Source organism: Polynucleobacter sp. UB-Piko-W3 (assembly GCF_018881635.1).
GTDB lineage: Bacteria > Pseudomonadota > Gammaproteobacteria > Burkholderiales > Burkholderiaceae > Polynucleobacter.
Genome location: NZ_JACVPY010000002.1, coordinates 450,144 through 473,952, shown reverse-complemented (window position 1 = coordinate 473,952; position 23,809 = coordinate 450,144). Strand labels below are relative to the sequence as shown.

Sequence of the window (23,809 nt, the reverse complement as noted above, 5' to 3'; positions counted from 1 at the left end):
TTACTCTCTGGGGGCTCCTGACATTTTCACAATGCCTTCATAGCGCTTAATCTCTGACTGTGAGAACTTTGTAAAGTCGACTACTGAGCCGCCATCAATTTGGGCGCCAATACCTTGAAGAGTTTTACGTACCTCTGGATCCTTTAAGACTTTATTGAAGGCGGCATTGAGTTTCTCAGTAATGTCCTTTGGTGCACCAGCAGGCAACATCACACCATACCAAGCATTCGCAACCATTGGCACTCCAGCCTCTTTCATTGTTGGGACATTAGGTAATTCAGGGATGCGCTTATCTGCAGCTACACCTAAGGCTTTTAATTTACCCGCCTTGATATTGTTCAGCGAGCCAGTATCTAACATCATATCGATATGTCCAGCCATTAAATCTAAGGCAGCAGGACCACTTCCCTTGTATGGAACGTGACGAACATCTAAACCAGTGACAGTTTTAAATTGTGCGCCAGCCAAATGCTGAGATGCGCCAATACCTGCAGAGCCATAGGTAAACTTTCCAGGGTTTTGCTTAGCATCAGAAATCAAGTCTTTCATGCTATTCCACGGCGATGACTCAGGCACGACCATAATATTTGGAATAGTGCATACCAACACTACTGGGGTGAAGTCTTTGGCAGCATCAAATCCCTGATTTGCAAATAAGTGAGGGCCTGCAGCGTTAGTTGAACTGGTTGCCATTAAGATTGAATATCCATCTGGCTTCTCTTGGACAAAAGCTTGCGTACCTATATTGCCACCAGCCCCACCCTTGTTTTCAACAAAAACAGTGACGCCAAGTTCTTTCGTAAGGGGTATTGCCAAGATACGAGCAACTTGATCAGTTGCTCCGCCTGGCGGCCAAGGAACTAAGAATTTAATCGACTTATCTGGAAATGCCGCTATCGCATTGAGGGAAAAAAGGCTTAAAAGTACCGTCAAGATTCTCTTAAGCTTCATATAACGCCTTTCTGTTTCAAAGTTGCATCAACCCAAGAATCATCATATTGACCATCAACAATGGATTGGATTGTTTTGCGCTCAGTAATCTCTTTTTCTTTGCCCAATCTGGCGCCCTCTAATGCCAACTCAGGAGACAAAGCAATGATGCCATCGCAATCACCCAAAACCACATCGCCTGGATGAATCACCATACCTCCTATGGAAACGGATACATTAATGCTGCCTGGACCATCCTTAAGGGGGCCACGCATATTGACGCCACGGGCCCAGCATGGAAAGCGATGCTTTTCAAAAGCCTCAACATCCCGAATCGCTGCATCAAAAACTACACCAACTGCGCCTCTTGATTTAGCAACAGTCATCATGATTTCACCAAATAATGCTCGAGAGATATCTCCTCCACCATCAACCACCAGCACATCCCCTGGCTGAAGGATTTGTAGCGCTTTATGAATCATCAAGTTATCGCCAGCCCTAACGCTGACTGTGACAGCATTACCGCATACGGAAACTGGCGACTTATTCACCGGCAATATATTGACTGCACCAATAGTCCGACCCAATACATCACTGACAACCGAGGTTGCCAATCCCGTCAGAGCTACGATCCCCTCCTTAAAAGCCTCTTTTCTTGGATTAATTTCATAACCATTATTCATGTTGCTATCCTCTTTTATTTTTAATCCACTGTTGCGCCTGTGCGCTTAACCAAAGACTCCCAATATGGAATTTCTTTATTGATAAATTGCGTAAATTGCTCTGACGTCCCTGCTACATCACTTGAGCCCATCTTATTCAGACTTACTGCAACTTCTGGCTCCTTCATGACAGCATTAAATGCTCGATTTAATCGCGCAATCAGAACGGACGGAGTTTTAGCTGCAACAAAAATGCCATACCAATTCTCTATAACAAAGCTCGAATACCCAAGCTCCTTCATAGTAGGAATATTTGGAAAGTTTTTAGGACGCACTAAACCCGTTGTTGCTAGCGCACGAATACGGCCCGATGTCATCTGCGCTGAAATAGCTGTTGTTGTCTCAAATGCAATCGGTACTTGGCCAGCAAGAACATCAGCCATGGCTGGTCCCTGCCCTCTATAGGGTATATGCGTCATATCTAGTTGCTTTTCAAGCTTCAGCATTTCTGCCATCAGATGCTGTGGACTCCCACTACCGCCAGATGCATAGCTGTATTTACCAGGATTATTTTTAATAAGCTCTACCAGCTCACCGACAGTATTTGCAGGTACTGATGCATTCACATAAAGCACCAAGGGTACAGAAGCTACTTCTGCAACCGCTGCCAAGTCTTTAGATGGATTTATTCTTAACTTATACAAATTTTGATTAATCACGATACCAGTATTATTTCCGAGTAATAGAGTGCAACCATCAGAAGCTGAGTTAGCCACAAATTCAGTCCCAATATTGCTGCTTGCTCCACCCTTATTCTCAACCACAACATTTGTACCGAGCTGTTTGGCTAAACCAGGCGCCAGCATTCTAGCCAAAATATCTGTTGTACCTCCAGGGGGATATGGCGAAACAAACTTAACCACTGCACAGGGGTAAGCACTTTGTGCAAAAACAGTCCCAGAACATAGCGCCGAGCAAGAAAGTGCAAGCAGCAATAATTGTTTTTTCATTTTTTTAGTCCCCATTTTTGTGGCGCTCTGTATTCATACATGCGCTAACATCTATTCTTTTGTAAAAATATACCTTACTCTGACAACATTACATCGGATTATCCAAATAGCCACTAAATGACCAATTCAGTTGATCGAGAGACATTGCTAGGATTTGCCCGATCTTTTGAGGGGAAGAGCAAGTGCGTTGATTGCCAATCTTTATCTTGTGTAGCTTGGGAAAGCGTCCCTGGTGGCTTTATCACGAAGGCCCTAGAGTGCATAGGAACCCTAAGGGTTGAAGACGCCCCAGAGTGCTGGGAAGAGCATCATCCCAAGGGAACCAATATATGGTCCAAGGATGCCCCAATCTCCATATCCTTCCACCCCTACAACAAGTCTGACGTCTATGAATGTAAGCATTGCGGATGCAAATACCTCCGTTACACGGAATGTGGTGGTTATTACGTAGATGAGCGCATCCGAGAATTAAATGGACATCTCATTACTTAAGATTGATATTTGCTTGAAGTAGGAATGCAAAAGCCCCGATTACTCGGGGCTTTTGCAGCAACTCAGAAGATCAGCTCTTTGCTAAGACTTCTTCTTGACCGGCGGTAAATCAGTGCAATGGCCATGCGCCGCTTCTGCAGCCAGGCCGACCGACTCGCCCAGAGTTGGATGCGGATGAATAGTCTTACCAATATCAACAGCATCAGCGCCCATCTCAATTGCCAGGCAAACTTCACCAATCAAATCGCCAGCATGCGTGCCTACAATGCCGCCACCGATAATGCGATGGGTCGTTGCATCAAAGATGAGTTTTGTGAAACCTTCATCGCGACCATTAGCAATCGCACGTCCGCTAGCAGCCCATGGGAATAAGCCTTTTTCATAAGCGATATCTTGGGCTTTGCACTGCTCTTCCGTTAAGCCAGCCCAAGCTACCTCTGGATCAGTGTACGCAACCGATGGAATCTGCTTGGCATCAAAATAAGATTTCTGTCCTGCTGCAACTTCAGCTGCAACGTGACCTTCATGTACCGCTTTATGCGCCAACATAGGCTGACCAATAATGTCGCCAATGGCAAAGATATTGGGCACATTAGTGCGCATTTGTTTATCAACCGAAATAAAGCCACGCTCATCTACTTGCACACCGGCTTTACCAGCATCAATCTTCTTGCCATTTGGAGATCGTCCAACAGCAACTAAGACTAAGTCATATGTTTGAGGTTCTGCGGGTGCATTCTCGCCCTCAAAGCTCACCTTGATACCATCAGGCTTTACTTCGGCTTTAGCAGCGCGAGTCTTGAGCATAATTTTTTCAAAACGTCCGGCATTGAACTTCTCCCAGACTTTTTCCAGATCACGGTCAGCGCCAGCCATCAGGCCATCCATCATCTCGGCGATATCAATACGCGAGCCGAGTGTGCTGTATACCGTAGCCATCTCTAGACCAATAATACCGCCACCAATAACAAGCATTCTTTTGGGGATGCTCTTCAGTAATAAAGCGCCAGTGCTATCTACAATACGAGGATCCTCTGGCAAGAATGGTAATTTCACAGGCTGACTACCAGCCGCAATAATCGCCTTCTGAAAACGCACCACTTCTTTTTGACCTGTGAGATCCTGACCAGCACCACCAGTCACTTCTACCTCGACGTGATGGGCATCTAAGAAACGGCCTAAGCCACGAACAGTTTTTACCTTCCGTGCTTTAGCCATGCCCGCTAAACCACCAGTTAACTTCGCAATCACAGAATCTTTGTAGCCACGCAATTGATCAATCTCAATCTTTGGCTCACCAAACGTAATGCCATGCTTGGACATCGTTTTAACTTCATCCATCACTGCAGTGGTGTGAAGCAATGCTTTAGATGGAATACAGCCGACGTTGAGGCATACGCCACCTAGGGTCGAGTAACGCTCAATTAAAACGGTATTCATACCCAAGTCAGCACTTCGGAATGCGGCACTATAGCCCCCAGGGCCAGCGCCAAGAACCAACACTTCGCACTCGTGATCTACTTTGCCACTGTATTGACCAGCGACCGGTGCTGGCATGACTGGCGTTGCGACTTTTGCTGGAACTGGTGGAGGCACTGCAGCGGCTGGTACTGCGGGCGCGGCGCTACTTGCTTCAATTTCAGCAATCACAGAACCCTTACTAATTTTGTCGCCTAGTTTGACTGCAATACTAGTAATCGTTCCAGCAGCATCTGCCGGAATCTCCATGGTTGCCTTATCAGACTCGAGCACCAATAAAGGCTGCTCTTTTTCAACGACATCACCAACCTTAACCAGCACTTCAATGACTGGTACATCAGAATAGTCACCAATATCAGGCACGAGGATTATTTGCTTAGCCATCAATCCCCCTTACAGCGTAGCACGACGGAAGTCGGCTAAAAGTTGTGCAATATATAGATTGAACCGTGTAGCCAATGCGCCATCAATGACGCGGTGATCTGCGGAAAGGGATAATGGACAGATCAGACGGGGCACAAATTGCTTACCATCCCATACTGGTTTCATAGCAGCTTTGCTTACACCCAGAATGGCGACCTCTGGAGCATTCACGATTGGTGAGAAGTAAGTTCCACCAATGCCACCTAAAGAAGAGATTGTGAAGCTTGCACCCTGCATTTGATCTGGCTTGAGCTTACCCTCGCGTGCCAATGCCGCTAGCTCAGAAGTTTCTTTGGCAATTTCGAAGATGCCTTTCTTATCCACATCTTTGATGACTGGCACTACTAAGCCTGTTGGCGTATCTGCAGCAAAACCAATATTGAAGTACTTCTTCAATATTAGATCGTCACCATCAAGCGAGCTATTGAATTCTGGATACTTCTTCAGAGCAGCTACAGCAGCTTTCATCAAGAAAGCGAGCATCGTAATCTTGGCGCCCCTTTTCTCATTATCTTTATTTGTCTCGACACGAAATGCCTCTAAGTCAGTCACATCTGCATCTTCGTGATACGTCACTGCCGGAATCATGACCCAGTTACGACCAAGATTCGCCGCGGTCAACTTCTTAATCCGATTTAATGGTTGGCGCTCAATCTCACCAAACTTTGTGAAATCGACTTTTGGCCAAGGAATCAGATTCAAACCACCCAAGCTTTGGCCGCTCGATGCTGCAGCGGGGCTACCAGCACCACCACTCATGGCTGCCTTAATAAACGCTTGTACGTCTTCTTGGGTAATGCGACCCTTGGGACCAGATCCTTTGACCTGCTGAATAGTCACACCTAGTTCACGGGCAAATTTACGCACTGATGGACTTGCATGGCTAAGAGATGCATCCACTACTGGTGCTGGGTTCGATATTGGAGGAGGTGCTGGAGCACGAACAGCTGGTGGTTCAACGGCTGCAGGCTTACTGATTGGCGCTTGCGCTACTGGTGCTGCTACCGGAGCAGCTACAGAGGCAGATGATCCACCTTCCAAAATCAAGACCACCGACCCTTGGGAAAGATTGTCACCAATCTTCACTTTGACTTCTTTTACGACACCCGCATGCGATGAGGGAACATCCATGGTTGCTTTGTCAGACTCAAGCACAACAATCGATTGTTCTTTTTCAATGCGATCACCAGCTTTAACTAACACCTCAATGACGGGTACATCTTTATAGTCGCCGATATCAGGCACTTTGATTTCAACAGCAGCAGCACCTGAACTTACTGGTGCGCTTACCAAGGCTGATGCTACTGGGATAGCTTGAATAGGGGGCGACACTGGCGCAGCAACTGAAGCCCCGCTCTCTTCCAATGTAATCACAACGGATCCTTGGGAAAGATTATCGCCAATCTTCACTTTGACTTCTTTTACGACACCAGAGTGCGATGAGGGAACGTCCATGGTTGCTTTGTCAGACTCAAGCACAACGATCGATTGCTCTTTCTCAACGTGATCACCTGGCTTCACCAAGACTTCAATGACAGGCACATCCTTATAGTCGCCGATATCCGGGACTTTGATTTCAATTGTTTGACTCATGAATTCTTCTCGTTTTAAACCGTCATTGGGTTTGGTTTAGTGGTATCAATGCCATACTTCTGAATAGCTTGTGCAAGTTTTTGGCGATCCATCTGGCCAGCATCTACCAAAGATCTCAAAGCAGTCACCACAATCCAGCGACGATCAACCTCAAAGAAGTCACGCAATTTTTCACGAGTATCAGAGCGGCCAAAGCCATCCGTACCCAATACTTCATAGCGACGACCAATATGCTGAATCGCTGGACGAATCTGCTCAGCAAATAAACGCACATAGTCGGTAGCTGCAACGATTGGGCCTGAAGTATCTTTTAAGCACTTCTCCACGTGAGACAGTAGCGGCGCTGCTGTTGGATTTAAGAGATTGCTACGGTGAACAGTATTCCAATCTCGGCCTAACTCAGTAAAGCTTGGGCAACCCCACAAGTCAGAGGCAACACCCCAGTCCTTGTGAAGTATTTCTGCTGCCTCAATTACTTCACGGAAAATAGTTCCTGAACCGAGAAGCTGAATGCGTAACTTCGCATTGTCATCACCCACAGACTTCAACTTATACATCCCTTTGATGATGTCTTTCTCAGCACCCTTTGGCATTCCTGGATGGGCGTAGTTCTCATTCATCAAGGTGATGTAGTAGTAAACATCCTCCTGAACTTCTAACATACGACGCATACCATCTTGAATCACTACTGCCAATTCAAACGCGAATGTCGGGTCGTAACTAATACAGTTTGGTACTGCCCCACTCCACAGGTGGCTATGGCCATCTTCATGCTGTAAACCTTCGCCGTTCAGAGTCGTTCTACCAGCTGTACCGCCCAACAAGAAACCGCGGCTGCGCATATCACCCGCTGCCCATGCTAAGTCACCAATACGCTGGAAACCGAACATCGAGTAGAAGATGTAGAAAGGCAACATTGGTACGCCATGGGTAGAGTAAGAAGTTGCGGCTGCAATCCAATCGCATATACCGCCCGCTTCATTGATGCCCTCTTGCAGAATTTGACCCGTCTTGTCCTCTTTGTAGAACATCAATTGGTCATGGTCTTCAGGTGTGTAGAGCTGCCCTAATTGGTTCCAGATACCGAGTTGACGGAACATGCCTTCCATACCAAAGGTACGGGATTCATCAGGAACAATCGGAACTACCCGTTTACCTAAAACTTTATCGCGCACAACGGTATTGAGCAGACGTACAAATGCCATCGTTGTCGAAATCTCACGACCTTCTGCAGTGGCTTCAAGTAGTGGAGCAAACACATCCAATGCAGGCACTGGCAAACTCTCTGCCTTCATACGACGCTGCGGTAAATAACCACCCAACTCTTGGCGACGCGCCTTCATGTAATCAAGCTCAGGGCTACCATCGGCAAATTTCACCAAAGGCATGTCATCGAGGTCCTCGTCTTTTACGGGAATCTCAAAACGATCACGGAAACGACGTACATCGTCGTCATTCATCTTCTTTGCTTGGTGAGCAATATTCATCGCCTCACCAGATCCACCCATGCCATAACCTTTAATGGTGTGAGCGAGGATTACGGTTGGCTGATTCTTGTGATTGACTGCTGCATGAAAGGCTGCATAGACTTTATGGGGATCATGGCCGCCACGATTTAATTGCCAAATCTCATCATCACTCCAGTCGCTCACCAATGCTTTTAATTCTGGGGTATTAAATACAGTCTCGCGAACATAGCTACCATTCTTAGACTTCATCGTTTGATACTGGCCATCAACGATCTCGCCAAGGCGCTGCATCAAGATACCTTTTTTATCACGGGCAAATAGAGCATCCCACTGACCGCCCCACACCACCTTAATCACATTCCAGCCAGCACCACGGAACTCACCCTCGAGTTCTTGAATGATGCTGCCATTACCGCGCACTGGTCCGTCAAGACGCTGCAAATTACAGTTCACTACAAAAATGAGGTTATCCAGTTTTTCACGGCCAGCCATACCAATCGCGCCTAAGGATTCTGGCTCGTCGGTTTCACCATCGCCCAAGAAGGCCCAAACTTTACGGCCTTCAGCCTTGATAAAGCCGCGGTCCTGCATGTAGCGCATAAAGCGCGCTTGATAAATCGCCATGATTGGGCCTAAGCCCATTGATACCGTTGGGAACTGCCAGAAGTCTGGCATTAACCATGGATGTGGATAGCTAGAAATACCCTTGCCGCCAACCTCTTGGCGGAAGTTGTCTAGTTGCTCGCCAGATAAACGTCCCAGCATATATGCGCGTGCATATACACCTGGAGCCGAGTGACCTTGAACAAAAATCAGATCGCCGCCATGCTCTGGTGAAGGTGCATGCCAAAAATGATTGAAGCCTACGTCATACAACGTTGCCGCAGACTGGAAAGAAGAAATATGTCCACCAACGTTGGTGTCTTTATTGGCGCGCAGAACCATCGCCATCGCATTCCAGCGGGTATAGGAACGAATGCGGTGCTCAACATTCTGATCCCCCGGTAAGCGAGCTTGATTCTCCACTGGAATCGTATTGATATAAGGAGTCTCTGCATGAAATGGCTGTACTACACCGTTCACTCTGGCATGAGAAATTTGTTGATCGATTAAATAAGCTGCGCGCTCAGGGCCTTCATTATGGATAACGCCATCTAGGGCTTGTAACCATTCCTGAGTTTCACCAGGATCGACGTCCTGAGAATTCTGTTTACCTAATACTTGTTCTGGAACTGCGGCCATAACTTATCTCCAATGAGTACTTCGCAATTTATTGTTCACCTTATAGACAATATTCTAAAAAGTAATGTAGGTCTAAACAAGCAATTTTCCACATAATGATAATATTTCTCATAATATGATATTTTATTGCACTGCAAATAAGATCTTGAATTTACACAGGAAATAGCGTTTTCAATAGCGTAATCAGGCAAAATAAGCCTCATTCATGAAAATTTCGGTCTCTTCTAGATTAATCCTTAGCCCATTCAAATGGCTCCGAAAAATCCGAGGATTTAAGCTCGTATATACCCCCCTCATTGCCATTGTTATTTTTACGGCAGTCATGGGCGTCATTTTGGGTACCCTGCAATTACAAGAAAAGAACCAGCAAGAATCGGCTCTATTTAGAGAGCTCTCTTTGGCTAAGCAACGCATACAGCTTCGCTTTGTAAATAATTTTGATGTCTTAGTCAGCATTAATCGAGAGCTAGCGGCTAGTGAGGATAAGGAAAGACTGAGAAAAATTGCTTACGAGCAAGCCGTTGATTTGGTCAACAACAACCATGAAATTGTCAAAATCATCTGGATTGATCCAAAAAATCAGTGGCTATGGACGGCCCCCTTAAGTAATAACAAATCAGATTGGATTAACAGAACACAAAACGACCAATCGGCCAATGAGGGATTGAACAATGCAATCGAACTCAGTAGAAGTACAAACAGAGCATCGTTTAGCCAGTTTATTAACTTAAATCTTCCAAGTAATGATCCACTCGAAAAAGAAAGAAAAACTGTTTTTTGGCAGGTAGTTCCCAATATTGTTGGCGGAGATATTATTGGGTATTTAGCCGCCCTCTATACCACTCAAGGTGTCCTCGATTTGGTGCCATCAGAACTCAAGGCCCATTACCGCTTTACGCTTCTCACGGACAACGAAAGAGTGTTGTCGATTTCATCCGATAGAAATACCCCAAAACGCGCATTTAGTAACCAGACGAGTTTAGACATTGGCGTTCTCAGTCCGAACCTCACTTTACGGATTGATACCTATCCTCCGCCCACCAATCTCACCTTCCGAATGTTAATTGGCGTTGTGCTGGGATTGTGTGCCTTCGTGATTTGGAGTTTGTGGTCAGTCTTAAAACAAATGCAAGTCCGCCAAGAAGCGGAAGCGAGCCTTCGTACAGAAACGAACTTTCGTAATGCCATGGAAAATTCTACCCCTGTTGGCATTCGAGCGCATGACATGGAAAAGCGTATTACTTATGTGAACCGCGCATTTTGCGAGATGACTGGCTGGTCAGCAAATGAGCTGATTGGCTTAACCCCGCCATTCCCTTTCTGGCCCGACTCTAGGCGCGAGGAACTAGTTGAGAAGATGAATCAAGCCCTGGAATCTGAAGCCATATCAAAAACAGGAATTGAAGGCGCTATTTTGCGCCGTGATGGATCGCAAATCCAAACGCGTACCTTTATTGCTCCCTTGATTAATGAGAAAGGGAAGCAAACGGGTTGGATTACCTCTTTGATTGATATCTCGGAACCCAAAAAGATTCGCGAAGAGCTTGCCGTATCCCAAGAGCGTTTTGTTACTGTACTTGAGGGGCTTGATGCAGCAGTATCCGTGGTGGATCTTGAGAATGACAAACTTCTATTTGCCAATCGCTTCTATCGAGAGAACTTTGGTGATGATGCTCAAGGCCACTTCAAATTGGCTGGTAATCCTAATAATCTTGAAACTTTGCATGAACTTGCCAAGGATCTACAAGACTCCCCGCCAGGTATTCCAAGTTCATTCCTATATCAAGAATCTGAATCAGAAGAAGTTCAACTCGATGATGGAAGCAATAAATGGTTTGAGGTCCGCCGCCGTTTCATCCCTTGGGTAGATGGTCGCTTGGCTCAACTCTTGATTGCCACTGATATTACTATCCGCAAAGAGGCTGACGATTTGGCGCGTCAACAAGAAGCGCGCATGCAATTTACAAGCCGTCTTACTACGATGGGTGAAATGGCGTCCTCTCTTGCGCATGAATTAAATCAGCCTCCATCGGCTATCTCTAATTACTGCATGGGTGTTGCAAAACGTCTAGAGGGCAATATTGATCCAGCAATCAATAAAGATATTTTGCCGGCTCTAGAAAAAGCATCTGAACAAGCGCACCGTGCGGGCACCATCATTCAACGCATTCGTGGATTTGTGAAACGCAGTGAGCCTCAACGTAAATTTTCATCGATCAAAACAATCATTGATGACGCAGTAGGTCTTGTAGAAATTGAAGCGCATCGCCATCGCTTAAGTATTACTTCTCAACTGGCAGATGATTTGCCCGAGGTTAATGTAGACCCCGTGCTGATTCTGCAGATCTTAGTTAATCTTCTAAAAAATGCCCTCGATAGCGTGCGCGAGGCATATCCCCTCTCCTCCCGTTGGTCAGCCCCACCCGTCAACATTAGTGCCGATTTAGATACCAGCACCTTCCCAGCCATGATGCGTATTCAGGTCACGGATTCTGGGGGTGGTATTGCAGAATCCGTCTTAGAACGCATGTTTGAGCCCTTTTTTAGCACTAAAGCGGATGGAATGGGCATGGGACTCAATATTTGCCGCTCCATTATCGAATCTCATCATGGGCGACTTTGGGCATCGAATGTGATGGACTCCGAACGCACTAAACTAGCTGGCTGCACCTTTACAATGCTTCTACCCCTAGAATCCCCTGATTCGATGGAAAATGGATAAATATCCGATTTTTAGATTGACCTTGCGAGACCCCCTATGAACTTAGCTGCTGCCAAACCAAACCAAGCCGAAGTCGTTTATGTCGTTGACGATGATGAGGCTGTACGTGATTCACTCACATGGCTTTTAGAGAGTAATGGTTATGTAGTGCGCTGTCATGCCAGCGCTGAGCGTTTCTTGCAGTCTTTGCAAAGCACTGATAAGTCGACGATCTCTTGTGCAATCTTAGATGTTCGTATGCCAGGGATGTCAGGCCTTGAACTTCAAGAGCGTTTAACCACTGAAAACTTTCCAATGCCAGTGGCCTTTATTACTGGTCACGGTGATGTCTCGATGGCAGTCTCAACGATGAAACGTGGCGCAGTAGACTTTATTGAGAAGCCATTTAAAGAAAATGATCTCTGTAGTTTGGTCGACCGCATGTTTGCTAAAGCGAGGGTAGATTACTCACAAGCAAGTCAGCGCAAAGTTACTCAGAGCTTACTGAGTAAGCTAACTGGTCGTGAGCGTCAAGTATTAGAGCGTATCGTTGCTGGTCGCCTCAATAAACAAATTGCCGATGATCTTGGCATCTCGATTAAGACAGTTGAAGCCCACCGCGCTAATATTATGGAAAAGCTCAACGTCAATACCGTAGCTGATCTTCTTCGCTTGGCGCTCTCAGATCCACAACCGAATTAATTTCTTATGCCTGCACAATTACTAGATGGCGTTGCCCTCTCTAAAAAAATTCGTACTGAAATTGCAGCACGGGGTGCAATTGTTACTGCTAAGGGCGTTCGTCCTGGCTTAGCAGTCATTGTGGTGGGTGAAAATCCTGCTAGCCAAGTGTATGTCCGCAATAAAGTGAAGGCCTGTGAAGATGTTGGCTTTCATTCGGTATTGGAGCGCTACTCTGCTGAACTAGGCGAAGAAGAATTACTCGCTCGTATTGCAACCCTCAATGCAGATCCATCCATTCATGGCATCTTGGTGCAATTGCCTTTGCCAGAACACATTGCTGCTGAGCGCGTACTCGAGGCCATTGCCCCCCAAAAAGATGTAGATGGTTTTCACGTTGCCAACGCTGGTGCTTTAATGGTTGGTCAGCCAGAGTTCAAACCTTGCACTCCCTATGGCTGCATGAAACTCTTGGAGAGTATTGATTACCCTATTCGAGGTGCTCGTGCCGTGATTGTGGGTGCTTCTAATATTGTGGGTAAGCCTATGGCCATGCTCCTGTTGCAAGCTGGTGCAACGGTGACTATTTGCAATAGTAAGACCCGCGATTTAGCTCACCACACTAAAGATGCTGACATTCTGGTGGTGGCCACTGGCAAACCTAAGATGATTTCTGGCGATATGGTGAAAACAGGTGCTGTCGTGATCGACGTGGGTATCAATCGCCTGCCAGATGGCAAACTCTGTGGCGATGTCGATTTTGATGCGGCTAAATATATCGCTGGCTGGATCACCCCTGTACCAGGTGGCGTAGGTCCGATGACGATCACTATGCTGCTCATGAATACTTTAGAAGCGGCAGAAAAAGCAGCCAAGCCCTAGATCCATTAAGCTAGAGGGTATGAATACAGCCCTCCTTACCCTACCTGCGCAATTACAAAATAATCCTCTGCTGACTTTTGGTCGTGGCATCGCTGCCTACTCAGAAGTAAAGCCCGAGCACATTACTCCTGCCATTCAGTTTCTACTGAAGCATGCACAAGCTGCTGTAGATACAGCAACGGATCCAAAAACACCGTCGAGCTGGGATGCGTTGGCTGAGCCTCTAGAAGATGCGACCGAAGCACTAGGAAGATCTTGGGGGGTGATCTCCCACCTTAACAGTGTTGCCGACACACCTGAATTAAGGGCCGCTTATGGAGAGATGCTGCCTGAGGTCACTGCATTCTTTTCTAGCCTTGGGCAAAACTTAGCGCTCTATCAGAAATTTAAAGCACTCAAAAATAGTCCTGACTTTGCAAAGCTCAATCGTGCACAAAAGAAGGTGATTGAAAACTCGCTACGAGATTTTCGTTTAGGCGGCGCTGAACTGAGTGATGCTGATAAACCGCACTTTTCTGCCATTCAGGATGAGCAAGCCGTTCTAGGCAAGGCATTTTCAGATCATGTCTTAGATGCGACTGATGGCTTTGTTCATCTAGTAAGTGATAAGGCAGATCTTGCTGGCTTACCAGAAGATGCTATCGCTGCAGCTGCAGATACCGCGCAGCAAAAGAATCTCCAAGGCTGGGCTTTTACCTTGCATTTTCCGTCCTACTATCCAGTCATGCAGTATTCCGAGAATCGGGATCTACGTCGCCTGATGTATCAGGGCTACGTCACTCGCTCATCAGAACTAGCGCCTCAATACACCAAGGGCAATCTTGATTGGGACAACACTCAGAATATGTTGGAACAATTGCGCCTGCGAGATGAAGAAGCGCGCATGCTTGGATTCGCCAATTACGCAGCACTCAGTTTGGCACCTAAGATGGCTAACACCGTTGACGAAGTTGATCTCTTCTTAACGAACTTTGCGCTTAAATCAAAACTATTTGCCCAGAAGGATTGGGAAGAACTGTGTGAGTTCGCAAAGGCGGAGCTTGGATTTGTAGATGGCCTTGAGCCTTGGGATATTCCGTTTGCCGCTGAGCGTTTAAAGCAAGCGCGCTACTCCTTCTCCGAAAATGAACTCAAGCAGTATTTCCCATTACCCAAAGTATTAGATGGCTTATTTAAAGTGATTCAGACACTCTTTGGTGTCAAGATTGAAGCTGCTGACTTACCGACTTGGCATGCGGATGTGCAGTCTTTTGCTGTGAAAGACCTGGCTGGAAAAATACGGGCTTATTTCTATTTAGATCCCTATGCACGCCCTGGTAAACGTGGTGGCGCCTGGATGGATGACGCTCGTGGTCGTAGAGAACTAGCCAATGGAGAAATCCAGATACCAGTAGCCTATCTCGTGTGCAACTTTGCTCCTCCAGTAACAGTGGATGGGATATTGCGCCAGCCTACGATTACTCATGATGATGTGATTACCCTCTTTCATGAAAGTGGTCATGGCCTGCATCATCTCCTCACCCAGGTGAGCGCCTTAGGAGTTTCAGGTATCAATGGTGTTGAATGGGATGCGGTTGAATTGCCAAGTCAATTTATGGAAAACTTCTGCTGGGAATGGGAAGTGCTCGAGAAAATGACAGCTCATGCGCAAACTGGTAAGCCATTACCGCGCGAGCTCTTTGACAAAATTCTGGCTGCCAAAAACTTCCAGAATGGTTTAGCAACTTTGCGTCAAATTGTGATGTCCTTAACAGATTGGCGCTTACATTCGAGCTTTGATGCGAAAGGCGCTAATGGTCATGCAGTGCTTGAGGTTTCAAGAAGTATTGCGAATCAATACAACATCATTCCACAGCCTGAAATCTCTCGTTGGATTAATTCCTTTAGCCATATCTTTGCTGGTGGCTATGCCGCTGGTTACTATAGCTATAAATGGGCTGAAGTTCTTTCTGCAGATGCTTACTCTGCATTTGAGGAAGCAGCAAAACTGACTGGCAGTGTGCTGGATGCTAAAACTGGAACTCGATATAGAGAAGAAATTCTGGAGGTGGGCGGTAGTCGCCCTGCTGCTGAATCCTTTAAAGCCTTCCGCGGTAGAGAGCCGAGTATAGATGCTTTACTACGGCATGGCGGGCTAGCTTAAATAGCGTAGCCCATCCAAGATGGAAGGGTTTATTTGCCTATTCTTTTGCAAATAGAATCAGAAATAGTCGCCAAGAAATAAACTACCATGCCAAGGACGAAGACGAGATAACTGCCATCGTCAAAAAATTGCAGCAAGCCCACGATGACTATGCCAAGGGCAAGAACGCTGACTGTTGTTTTAGCAAACATATTGATTCCCTAAAAAGATCATTTTTTAATAAAGCGTAATCTTAAGACAAAAAGCGATTTCATGCTTTGGAGGATGTAACAGTCAATCTTTTGTCTAATTTTTCTGAATAACAGCTATCACAGGCGCATGATCAGAAGGCTGCTCCCAGGTTCTAGGCTCCTTATCGACTATGCTGGCGCTGCATTTTTCTTTAAGGGCTTCACTTAATAGAATGTGATCAATGCGCATGCCGGCATTTCTTCTGAAACCCATCATGCGGTAGTCCCACCAACTATAAGTTTTGGGCGCTTGCTCAAACATTCTGAAGGAATCAGATAAACCAAGATTGATTAAGTCTTGGAAAGCGTTTCTTTCTAGTGGTGAAACCAGGTTCTGCCCTTCCCACGCTTTTGGATCATGCACATCCTGATCTTCTGGCGCAATGTTGTAGTCACCGAGAAGTGCTAAGCGTTGGTTTTGCTCTAGCTCATCTGTTAACCAAGTGTGTAGTTTGTTTAACCAATCTAGTTTGTAAATGAACTTATCGCTATCGGGTGATTGTCCATTTGGAAAGTAAGCTGAGACCAGTCTAATAGGTTTTGTTCCTGCAAACGGAATAGTAGCGGCAAGGATGCGCTGCTGCTCATCATCATTCCCGGGGATATTTCTAGTGGGCTTGAGAAAGGTTGTGCTTGTATCAGAGGCAATTGCTGCTAAAGCAGCTTTACGCACAATGATGGCAACCCCGTTATAAGTCTTTTGCCCTGCGGCGATACTAAGATAGCCCGCTGCCTCTAGCTCTTGATGGGGATACTTGTCATCAGTGAGCTTGAGTTCTTGTAGGCACAAGGCATCAATCGACTGCTGCTTTTTTTCCTGATCTTGCAACCAACGAAGCACGTGTGGAAGGCGAACCTTTAAGGAATTGACATTCCACGCCGCAATTCGAATTGAATCAGTCATCTATCCCCAGTTCCTGCAATTTACGTGTAATCGTATTGCGTCCGATGCCAAGGCGTTGTGCTGCCTCAACCCTGCGACCACGCGTTACTTCCAGCGCGGCTTGCAACACTGCTTTCTCAAACCGCGAGCATAGCGCATCGTAAACCTCTTTATCACCATCCTGCAGCATTTTGGTGGCTAAGCGCCCAAGCCCGCTTTCCCAATCACCTGCAGCCGATTTTGCAGCAGCTGGGTTTGTGGGGGCAGATTCGCCATGCAATATGACAGGCTGCTCACCAGCTTGCGCCATGATGTCTGAAGGTAAATCACTAACGCCGATGATATTTGCGGGCGTCATGACTGTCAGCCAATGACATAAGTTCTCTAACTGACGAACGTTGCCTGGAAATGGCATCGCTGTCATCTCTTTTAATACCTCATCAGAAAGCTTCTTAGGCTCAACACCTAATGACTTAGCGCAACTGAGCATAAAGTGTCTTGCCAGCATCGGAATATCTTCACTACGCTCACGCAGTGAAGGCATGCGCAAACGCATGACATTCAAGCGATGTAATAAATCTTCCCGGAAAAAACCTGCTGCAACTCTGCTATCTAGGTTTTGGTGGGTTGAGGCAATAATGCGAACATTCGCTTTGATGGGATCTTGACCACCAATGCGGTAGAAGTGCCCATCAGTTAAAACACGCAAGAGTCGAGTTTGCAAATCAAATGGTAAGTCGCCAATTTCACCTAAGAATAAAGTGCCACCATCGGCCTGCTCAAAGCGACCACGACGCAAGGTCTGTGCGCCTGGGAAGGCACCACGCTCATGACCAAATAATTCTGATTCGAGTAGATCTTTAGGGACGGCTGAAGTACTCAGTGATACAAATGGTCCCTTGGCTCTGGGACTGTGTTTATGCAATGCATGCGCTACTAACTCTTTACCAGTACCAGACTCACCAGTGATCAGCACGGTTGCATGAGACTGAGCTAAGCGACCAATCGCACGAAAGATTTCTTGCATCGCAGGCGCTTGGCCAATAATTTCAGAAGCATCTTGTCTCAATGTGGATAGCTCCTTTGCTCCTGAATCATTGCGAATGCCCTGCTCTATTGCCCGATGAATTAACTCAACGGCTTTCTCGACATCAAACGGTTTGGTGAGATACTCAAACGCACCACCCTGAAATGAGGAAACTGCAGAGTCAAGATCAGAGTAGGCAGTCATGATAATGACGGGTAGATTGGGATGACTTGATTTGACATGCTGTAGCAAGTCCAAGCCATTCCCGCGAGGCATCCGAATATCTGAGATCAACACCTGAGGAGCTTCTTTCTCGAGCGCATTGAGGACATCATTAGGATTAGAGAAGCTTTTATGCGGAATATTCTCTCGCGCCAAGGCTTTCTCTAGAACCCAGCGTATTGATTGGTCATCGTCGACGATCCAAATTGGTTTCATGATGCTCTCTCCTGCCTACGGTATGGAATTTGAATATGGAAATCAGTTCGTCCAGGGCGGCTGTCGCAAGCAATAAAGCCCTGATGTTGTTGTACAAAAGTCTGCGCTAGGGTGAGACCTAAGCCACTACCCCCTTCTCTTCCCGATACCAATGGAAAGAAGATGCGCTCAATCATTTCTTCTGGAATGCCGGGTCCGTTATCGATCACGTGTAAATCCATCGCCAATTTATAACGTTGCTTTGCGATCGTGACCGAACGTGCGACACGAGTTTTCAGTTCGATTTGGGCAATGCCCTGACTAATCTCTTCGGAGAGTGCTTGCGCTGCATTGTGCACAATATTCAGAGTCGCCTGAATCAATTGCTCGCGATCACCCATCACATCTGGAAGGCTAGTATCGTAATTACGAATAATCTTCAGGCCCTTTGGGAACTCTGCTAATACTAGACTACGCACTCGCTCAAGCGCTTCATGCACATTGAATGCTTCAATAACATGAGCCTTACGATGCGGCGCCAAGAGACGATCTACCAAGTCCTGCAAACGATCGGACTCTTTAATAATGACTTGCGTGTACTCACGCAAACCTTTTTCAGGCAACTCAAACTCTAATAACTGAGCAGCCCCACGAATCCCACCTAAAGGGTTTTTAATCTCATGCGCCAGATTACGCATTAATTGCTTATTGGCTTCTACTTGCTGTGTCACACGCTCATCGCGCTCACTGCGCAACTGTTGGTCAATTGGGAACCACTCCATCATGATGAGATCGGGGTCATCCAGTGCAGCGACAACGACATGCGCCTGGATAGAGTCTTGATGGATGCTACCTGGTAAGGAATGTAAAACCATTTCTTGGCGTTGAGCGGAAACATGTCCAAGCTTCACTTCTGAGATCATGTCATTCAAAGCGCCCGTATCACCAAATAAATCATGCACAGATTGACCCTCAAGTGATTTACGGGATAAATCCAGCGCTGACTCAGCAGCTGGGTTCACATAAACCAATTGTTGGGTCTCCGCCTCAAATACCACGATGGCATTGGGCATCTGATCAAGCAATGTCGGAAAAAAAGGAGCAGCCGTAGCTGCTCCCTTGAACGAATTGCGCAACAGACCTGCGCTCAATCTCTCTCCTTCGCTTACAGGGAGTAGTACATATCAAATTCGATTGGATGGGTTGTCATACGGAAACGTGTGACATCTTCCATCTTCAAATTGATATAGGCATCGAGCATGGACTCAGTGAATACTCCACCGCGAGTCAAGAACTCGTGATCTTTCTTCAAGGCATCCAAGGCTTCTTCCAAGCTTGCGCAAACCGTTGGGATCTTTGCATCTTCTTCTGGTGGCAAGTCATACAAGTTCTTGTCAGCAGCTTCACCCGGATGAATCTTGTTCTGCACGCCATCCAAACCAGCCATTAACAATGCAGAGAAGCAGAGGTATGGGTTAGCCAATGGATCTGGGAAACGAGTTTCAATACGACGACCCTTAGGATTTGGTACGTGTGGAATACGGATAGAAGCAGAGCGGTTACGTGCTGAGTATGCCAACTTCACTGGCGCCTCAAAGCCTGGGACCAAACGCTTATATGAGTTTGTACCTGGGTTGGTAATGGCATTAAGTGCTTTCGCATGCTTAATGATGCCGCCGATGTAGAACAGAGCAAACTCTGACAAACCAGCATAACCATTACCTGCAAATAAATTCTCGCCATTCTTCCAAACAGATTGGTGAACGTGCATACCAGAACCGTTATCGCCCACTACTGGCTTAGGCATAAAGGTTGCAGTCTTGCCGTAAGCATGCGCAACGTTATGCACAACGTATTTCTGCCAGATAGTCCAGTCAGCGCGCTGTACTAATGTGCTGAACTTGGTACCCAATTCGTTTTGGCCTTGACCAGCAACTTCATGGTGATGCACTTCTACTGGAATACCAAGTGACTCCAAGATCAAACACATTTCAGAACGCATATCTTGGAATGTATCTACTGGAGCAACTGGGAAGTAACCACCCTTTTTACCTGGACGGTGACCGGTGTTACCACCTTCAATTTCTGCACCTGATGACCATGGAGCCTCTTCGGAATCAATCTTCACGAAGCAACCTTGCATATCGGCACCCCAACGAACACCGTCAAAAATAAAGAACTCTGGCTCTGGACCAAAGTAAGCGGCATCACCTAAACCAGTGCTCTTTAAATACGCCTCTGCACGTTTTGCAATAGAGCGTGGATCGCGGTCATAACCCTTGCCGTCAGCTGGCTCGATCACATCACAAGTCAACACCAAAGTTGGCTCTTCATAGAATGGGTCGATGTAAGCAGCTGTTGGATCTGGTTTGAGCAACATGTCAGAAGCTTCAATACCTTTCCAACCAGCGATAGAAGAGCCGTCAAATGCATGACCGCTCTCAAATTTATCTTCGTCAAAAGCAGAAATCGGAACTGTAGTGTGTTGCTCTTTACCCTTTGTATCTACAAAACGGAAATCAACGAAAGTACACTCTTTCTCTTTAACTAACTTCATCACATCAGCGACGGTCTTCGTCATGCAAATCTCCTCTATTAACTAAATTCGGAATTCAAACCTAAGGCATACACCCCTGTTTATTCCAGGCATCAAACATGCCTAATGGATGTATGTAATTTACTGAAGCAAACAAATGGGAACACTTATTATTGCACTATTAAAGTGCTCGATTTACTCCCGGTCAGCCTAAAAACCCTTTATTTGCACTTATTTGGTGCAAATAAAGGGTTTTGCTGTTTATTTGATATCGTGAATTTCATAGCCTAGCTCTTGGGTGCCCGTTCTGAGTGCAAGCCAGGCGTCCTCTAAAAGGTTGGCGTTACCCTTGATTCCCAACTCGATGTGACGCTGAGCATAGACACCTCCCTTTGCAGCATCACCAACAGAAGGCAGACTAAACACCTTAACCCCCGGAAAATTAGCTTCAATACGTTCCATTAAAGGCGTCAAAGTTGACTCAATACCCTTGGGAACAATGAAACTTTGCTCTGCCCAGTTCTCTTGGTGAAAGAGGTCTTTATAGAAGGTGTCTAAGCACCAAGCCATCATGGGCGCTGCCATGACTGGAAAGCCAGGAACAAAGTGGTGTTCCTTGATTCGAAATCCCGGAATCTGGTTATATGGGTTGGGAATGATATCGCTACCAATGGGGAACTCACCCATCTTGAAGCGATGTTGATTCTCTGGCGTATTTAAATCTGCCTTGACGGGATCGCCTTCTGCCGTTGACTGAATGCGACCTGCAATTAATTCTCGCGCAGTGGTGTGTAATTGCGTTTTGGTTCCCAGTGCCAATGCAGAGCATTGACGGGTGTGGTCATCCGGTGTCGCACCAATGCCACCAGTGCTAAACACCACATCACCACTTGCAAAACTTTCTTTGAGTGTTGCAGTAATCTGCTTGGGATCATCAGCTACATACTTCGCCCATGCGAGGCTTAGACCACGCTCATTGAGTAGCTCAATCAATGTGGCCATATGTTTATCTTGACGACGACCCGATAGAATCTCATCACCAATCACAATTAGACCAAAGCGGCGTTGCGCATGAGCTACTCCATCTTTTGGGGCATCTATTTCAACTTTGTTCATTACATCAGCCATGGGAAGGAAGCTTCGCTTCAACTACACGCGCTTGTACTGTCAATGCTTGATCCAATGCTTCTTGGCGTAGCTCTTTAAGAGCATCTAATAAGAAGTGGCTAAACCACAGACCTGCAAACACAAAGATTAAAGAATAAATCCAGAGAGCAACAAAGCTGACGATTGGAAACAGTACTAAGGCTAATGCTGATGTAGCCCAGAAGAATGTGGGTACCGCACCCAGCATTCCGGAAGCGATGCCCATACAAAGTAAAGGCCAACGGAATTTTTCCAATAGCTGATCACGCTCTTCTACGCTAGCATGTTTAGCAAGCACGTCATAAGACATCAGACGCATCGTTAACCATCCCCAGAGCAATGGCGGTAACACTGCTACCAGTGGTGGGACCCACCACACTGGCAATGTCAGCATGACCAATGCAAGACAGATAAGCGCTGACCATAAGGTATAAATCAGACTGCCTAATAAACCGCCGCCCCGTTTGCACTCTAAATCTTGATAGTGCGCTTGCCTCACCACAATCTTCACAATAGTGGGTACCGTTGTAAAAGCAATGAACATCAACAAGCTAATGGTGATCAGCGGAATAATCAGCATGACAAAAAATAAAGGCGCAATCCAAGCTCTAGCGTTTTCAAAGCCAGCCCAGATCAAGCCCTCTTGAATCCAATTCGTAAACAGGGAGTTGGTCAGAAACTCACTAAGCACTGCTAGTGCGGGGGTCCATGTGAGCCAAATCAGGCAACCCCAGAGAATCGATACGATTAGGAATGGTCGCAAGCTAAGCCACAGCATTCTGGGATGCATCGTTCCCACTAGAGCCAATCCAAATGATTTAAATACTTGTGGCAGTCCAACCATAAAGCTCCTATTACATACCTACTCGTATGCCTTACTTCATTGATTTACTTTGCTCTAAGCTCTTTCACTGCACGTAGCAAGCCTTGCCATTGTTGAGCAAAGACATTGTGCGATACGACCAAGTTTCTGACACCTGTAGGATAGACCTCTTTAGGGAATATGGCTGTTTTAAACAGCATATCCCACCAGGGAAACAAAATACCAAAATTGCAACCACCCAATACACCAGGCTTGCCTTGTGCTTCATGGCCATACCCTACTGCATGATGCATGCGATGAAACATCGGCGATACCAAAAGATATTGCGCCTTACCTAGATGGACCTTGATATTGGCATGTTGCCAGCTTTGAATAAATTGACTCAATGCAATGAGAATAATGAATTGCCCTGGGGACACCCCAAATAGGAGTGCAAAAAATGCGGTCACTGCTGCATCCATGATGTCATCTAGGATGTGATTACGATTGTCTGACCAAGCAGTCATGACCGTTTGACTATGATGCAAAGCATGCAACTGCCACCACCAATGAAATGCATGTGAGGCGCGATGGTAGAGATAGCCCACCAGATCGAGAAGGACCAAGTAGACTAGAAAACTGACTAGCGGTATTGAAGTCACACCAGGCCACCAAGACTCCACATTCAGGCGATCAAAACGGAAATCATGCAAGATGGCATCCATCTGAAAAAAGAAGCCCGACAAAGCAATGAAGATCAAACCATGAAAAATACCGAGTCGATGAAATAAGGTATAGATCACATCTGCCCTACTACTCTTAGCAAAACGCTCTTGCGTCTCTGCAGGGGCTACACGCTCCCAAGTTCTCAATAGAGCAATAATCAGAAAAATCTGAATGCAGCCAAATAAAAACCAATCGATGCCATCAAAAATATCTTCTGCCCAAGATATCAAATCAAACTGATATAGAAGAGGTCCAACGATATTAGCAAACAAAAACTCCTGAACGCTGCCATAAGCGCTGGAGATTGCTGAAGTGGTTAAGCTTAAGTCCATGCT

General features: G+C 46.3%; 19 protein-coding genes. 5 read left to right on the top strand and 14 right to left on the bottom strand.

All coding sequences use genetic code 11. The features are described from left to right. The 3 genes from ICN31_RS02680 to ICN31_RS02670 are packed head-to-tail and all read right to left on the bottom strand — an operon-like array spanning position 1 to position 2,602. A complete protein-coding gene (locus ICN31_RS02680; protein WP_216258319.1) occupies positions 1–951 on the bottom strand; it encodes a tripartite tricarboxylate transporter substrate binding protein in 951 nt (316 codons plus the stop codon). Then, positions 948–1,613: an RraA family protein gene (locus ICN31_RS02675; RefSeq protein WP_216258316.1), complete on the bottom strand. Its 666-nt coding sequence runs from the start codon at positions 1,611–1,613 to the stop codon at positions 948–950. The genes ICN31_RS02680 and ICN31_RS02675 overlap by 4 nt, the downstream gene beginning before the upstream one ends. 20 nt (positions 1,614–1,633) lie before the next feature. After that, the gene (locus tag ICN31_RS02670) at positions 1,634–2,602 is read right to left on the bottom strand and encodes a tripartite tricarboxylate transporter substrate binding protein (RefSeq protein WP_216258314.1); all 969 of its coding nucleotides are present in this window, start codon (positions 2,600–2,602) and stop codon (positions 1,634–1,636) included. A 117-nt stretch (positions 2,603–2,719) separates the two neighbouring features. On the opposite strand from ICN31_RS02670, the gene ICN31_RS02665 reads away from it, so the two are divergent. Then, on the top strand, positions 2,720–3,094 hold the full coding sequence (locus ICN31_RS02665) for a hypothetical protein (RefSeq protein ID WP_216258312.1): 375 nt from the start codon (positions 2,720–2,722) through the stop codon (positions 3,092–3,094). Between the two features lie 81 nt (positions 3,095–3,175). On the opposite strand, the gene lpdA is transcribed toward ICN31_RS02665, so the two are convergent. The 3 genes from lpdA to aceE are packed head-to-tail and all read right to left on the bottom strand — an operon-like array spanning position 3,176 to position 9,300. Beyond that, on the bottom strand, positions 3,176–4,957 hold the full coding sequence (gene lpdA, locus ICN31_RS02660) for a dihydrolipoyl dehydrogenase (protein WP_216258309.1): 1,782 nt from the start codon (positions 4,955–4,957) through the stop codon (positions 3,176–3,178). Positions 4,958–4,966: 9 nt separating this feature from the next. Then, complete coding sequence (gene aceF / locus ICN31_RS02655) at positions 4,967–6,589, bottom strand: dihydrolipoyllysine-residue acetyltransferase (protein ID WP_216258307.1); 1,623 nt, start codon at positions 6,587–6,589, stop codon at positions 4,967–4,969. 14 nt (positions 6,590–6,603) lie between these two features. After that, complete coding sequence (gene aceE / locus ICN31_RS02650; protein WP_216258305.1) at positions 6,604–9,300, bottom strand: pyruvate dehydrogenase (acetyl-transferring), homodimeric type; 2,697 nt, start codon at positions 9,298–9,300, stop codon at positions 6,604–6,606. 205 nt (positions 9,301–9,505) lie between these two features. On the opposite strand from aceE, the gene ICN31_RS02645 reads away from it, so the two are divergent. The 4 genes from ICN31_RS02645 to ICN31_RS02630 are packed head-to-tail and all read left to right on the top strand — an operon-like array spanning position 9,506 to position 15,707. Then, complete coding sequence (locus ICN31_RS02645) at positions 9,506–12,022, top strand: PAS domain-containing sensor histidine kinase (RefSeq protein ID WP_216258304.1); 2,517 nt, start codon at positions 9,506–9,508, stop codon at positions 12,020–12,022. A 36-nt stretch (positions 12,023–12,058) separates the two neighbouring features. After that, positions 12,059–12,703, top strand: a complete 645-nt coding sequence (locus ICN31_RS02640; protein WP_216258302.1) for a response regulator transcription factor — start codon at positions 12,059–12,061, stop codon at positions 12,701–12,703. 6 nt (positions 12,704–12,709) lie between these two features. Beyond that, a complete protein-coding gene (gene folD, locus ICN31_RS02635; RefSeq protein WP_216258300.1) occupies positions 12,710–13,564 on the top strand; it encodes a bifunctional methylenetetrahydrofolate dehydrogenase/methenyltetrahydrofolate cyclohydrolase FolD in 855 nt (284 codons plus the stop codon). 19 nt (positions 13,565–13,583) lie between these two features. Continuing rightward, complete coding sequence (locus ICN31_RS02630; RefSeq protein WP_216258298.1) at positions 13,584–15,707, top strand: M3 family metallopeptidase; 2,124 nt, start codon at positions 13,584–13,586, stop codon at positions 15,705–15,707. A gap of 29 nt (positions 15,708–15,736) precedes the next feature. Here ICN31_RS02630 and ICN31_RS02625 read toward each other — a convergent pair whose 3' ends face one another. The 8 genes from ICN31_RS02625 to ICN31_RS02590 all read right to left on the bottom strand — a co-directional run bounded on the left by ICN31_RS02625 (position 15,737) and on the right by ICN31_RS02590 (position 23,806). Then, positions 15,737–15,898, bottom strand: a complete 162-nt coding sequence (locus tag ICN31_RS02625) for a hypothetical protein (RefSeq protein WP_161491197.1) — start codon at positions 15,896–15,898, stop codon at positions 15,737–15,739. Positions 15,899–15,992: 94 nt separating this feature from the next. After that, entirely contained in the window at positions 15,993–16,841 is an 849-nt protein-coding gene (gene xth, locus ICN31_RS02620) for an exodeoxyribonuclease III (RefSeq protein ID WP_216258296.1), read from the bottom strand. Then, on the bottom strand, positions 16,834–18,285 hold the full coding sequence (gene ntrC, locus ICN31_RS02615; RefSeq protein WP_216258294.1) for a nitrogen regulation protein NR(I): 1,452 nt from the start codon (positions 18,283–18,285) through the stop codon (positions 16,834–16,836). Before ntrC ends, xth begins: the two co-directional genes overlap by 8 nt. Beyond that, the gene (gene glnL, locus ICN31_RS02610) at positions 18,282–19,403 is read right to left on the bottom strand and encodes a nitrogen regulation protein NR(II) (RefSeq protein ID WP_370624323.1); all 1,122 of its coding nucleotides are present in this window, start codon (positions 19,401–19,403) and stop codon (positions 18,282–18,284) included. Before glnL ends, ntrC begins: the two co-directional genes overlap by 4 nt. A gap of 26 nt (positions 19,404–19,429) precedes the next feature. Next, complete coding sequence (gene glnA, locus ICN31_RS02605) at positions 19,430–20,845, bottom strand: type I glutamate--ammonia ligase (RefSeq protein ID WP_216258291.1); 1,416 nt, start codon at positions 20,843–20,845, stop codon at positions 19,430–19,432. A gap of 216 nt (positions 20,846–21,061) precedes the next feature. After that, on the bottom strand, positions 21,062–21,916 hold the full coding sequence (locus ICN31_RS02600; protein ID WP_216258289.1) for a molybdopterin-binding protein: 855 nt from the start codon (positions 21,914–21,916) through the stop codon (positions 21,062–21,064). 4 nt (positions 21,917–21,920) lie between these two features. After that, positions 21,921–22,790, bottom strand: coding sequence for an EI24 domain-containing protein (locus ICN31_RS02595; RefSeq protein ID WP_216258287.1), 870 nt, complete (start codon positions 22,788–22,790; stop codon positions 21,921–21,923). Positions 22,791–22,834: 44 nt separating this feature from the next. Further along, positions 22,835–23,806 (bottom strand): sterol desaturase family protein, encoded by a 972-nt coding sequence (locus tag ICN31_RS02590; protein ID WP_216258284.1) that lies wholly within the window; start codon positions 23,804–23,806, stop codon positions 22,835–22,837. Positions 23,807–23,809: the final 3 nt, after the last annotated feature.

Excerpts from the sequence above, each read along its gene's own strand:
- ICN31_RS02590 (WP_216258284.1), bottom strand. The coding sequence starts at position 23,806 with ATGGACTTAAGCTTAACCACTTCAGCAATCTCCAGCGCTTATGGCAGC.
- aceE (WP_216258305.1), bottom strand. The coding sequence starts at position 9,300 with ATGGCCGCAGTTCCAGAACAAGTATTAGGTAAACAGAATTCTCAGGAC.
- lpdA (WP_216258309.1), bottom strand. The coding sequence starts at position 4,957 with ATGGCTAAGCAAATAATCCTCGTGCCTGATATTGGTGACTATTCTGAT.
- glnA (WP_216258291.1), bottom strand. The coding sequence starts at position 20,845 with ATGACGAAGACCGTCGCTGATGTGATGAAGTTAGTTAAAGAGAAAGAG.
- ICN31_RS02625 (WP_161491197.1), bottom strand. The coding sequence starts at position 15,898 with ATGTTTGCTAAAACAACAGTCAGCGTTCTTGCCCTTGGCATAGTCATC.
- ICN31_RS02630 (WP_216258298.1), top strand. The coding sequence starts at position 13,584 with ATGAATACAGCCCTCCTTACCCTACCTGCGCAATTACAAAATAATCCT.
- folD (WP_216258300.1), top strand. The coding sequence starts at position 12,710 with ATGCCTGCACAATTACTAGATGGCGTTGCCCTCTCTAAAAAAATTCGT.
- ICN31_RS02600 (WP_216258289.1), bottom strand. The coding sequence starts at position 21,916 with ATGAACAAAGTTGAAATAGATGCCCCAAAAGATGGAGTAGCTCATGCG.
- ICN31_RS02680 (WP_216258319.1), bottom strand. The coding sequence starts at position 951 with ATGAAGCTTAAGAGAATCTTGACGGTACTTTTAAGCCTTTTTTCCCTC.
- ICN31_RS02675 (WP_216258316.1), bottom strand. The coding sequence starts at position 1,613 with ATGAATAATGGTTATGAAATTAATCCAAGAAAAGAGGCTTTTAAGGAG.
- ntrC (WP_216258294.1), bottom strand. The coding sequence starts at position 18,285 with ATGAAACCAATTTGGATCGTCGACGATGACCAATCAATACGCTGGGTT.
- ICN31_RS02595 (WP_216258287.1), bottom strand. The coding sequence starts at position 22,790 with ATGGTTGGACTGCCACAAGTATTTAAATCATTTGGATTGGCTCTAGTG.
- ICN31_RS02670 (WP_216258314.1), bottom strand. The coding sequence starts at position 2,602 with ATGAAAAAACAATTATTGCTGCTTGCACTTTCTTGCTCGGCGCTATGT.
- ICN31_RS02645 (WP_216258304.1), top strand. The coding sequence starts at position 9,506 with ATGAAAATTTCGGTCTCTTCTAGATTAATCCTTAGCCCATTCAAATGG.
- ICN31_RS02640 (WP_216258302.1), top strand. The coding sequence starts at position 12,059 with ATGAACTTAGCTGCTGCCAAACCAAACCAAGCCGAAGTCGTTTATGTC.
- aceF (WP_216258307.1), bottom strand. The coding sequence starts at position 6,589 with ATGAGTCAAACAATTGAAATCAAAGTCCCGGATATCGGCGACTATAAG.
- ICN31_RS02665 (WP_216258312.1), top strand. The coding sequence starts at position 2,720 with ATGACCAATTCAGTTGATCGAGAGACATTGCTAGGATTTGCCCGATCT.
- xth (WP_216258296.1), bottom strand. The coding sequence starts at position 16,841 with ATGACTGATTCAATTCGAATTGCGGCGTGGAATGTCAATTCCTTAAAG.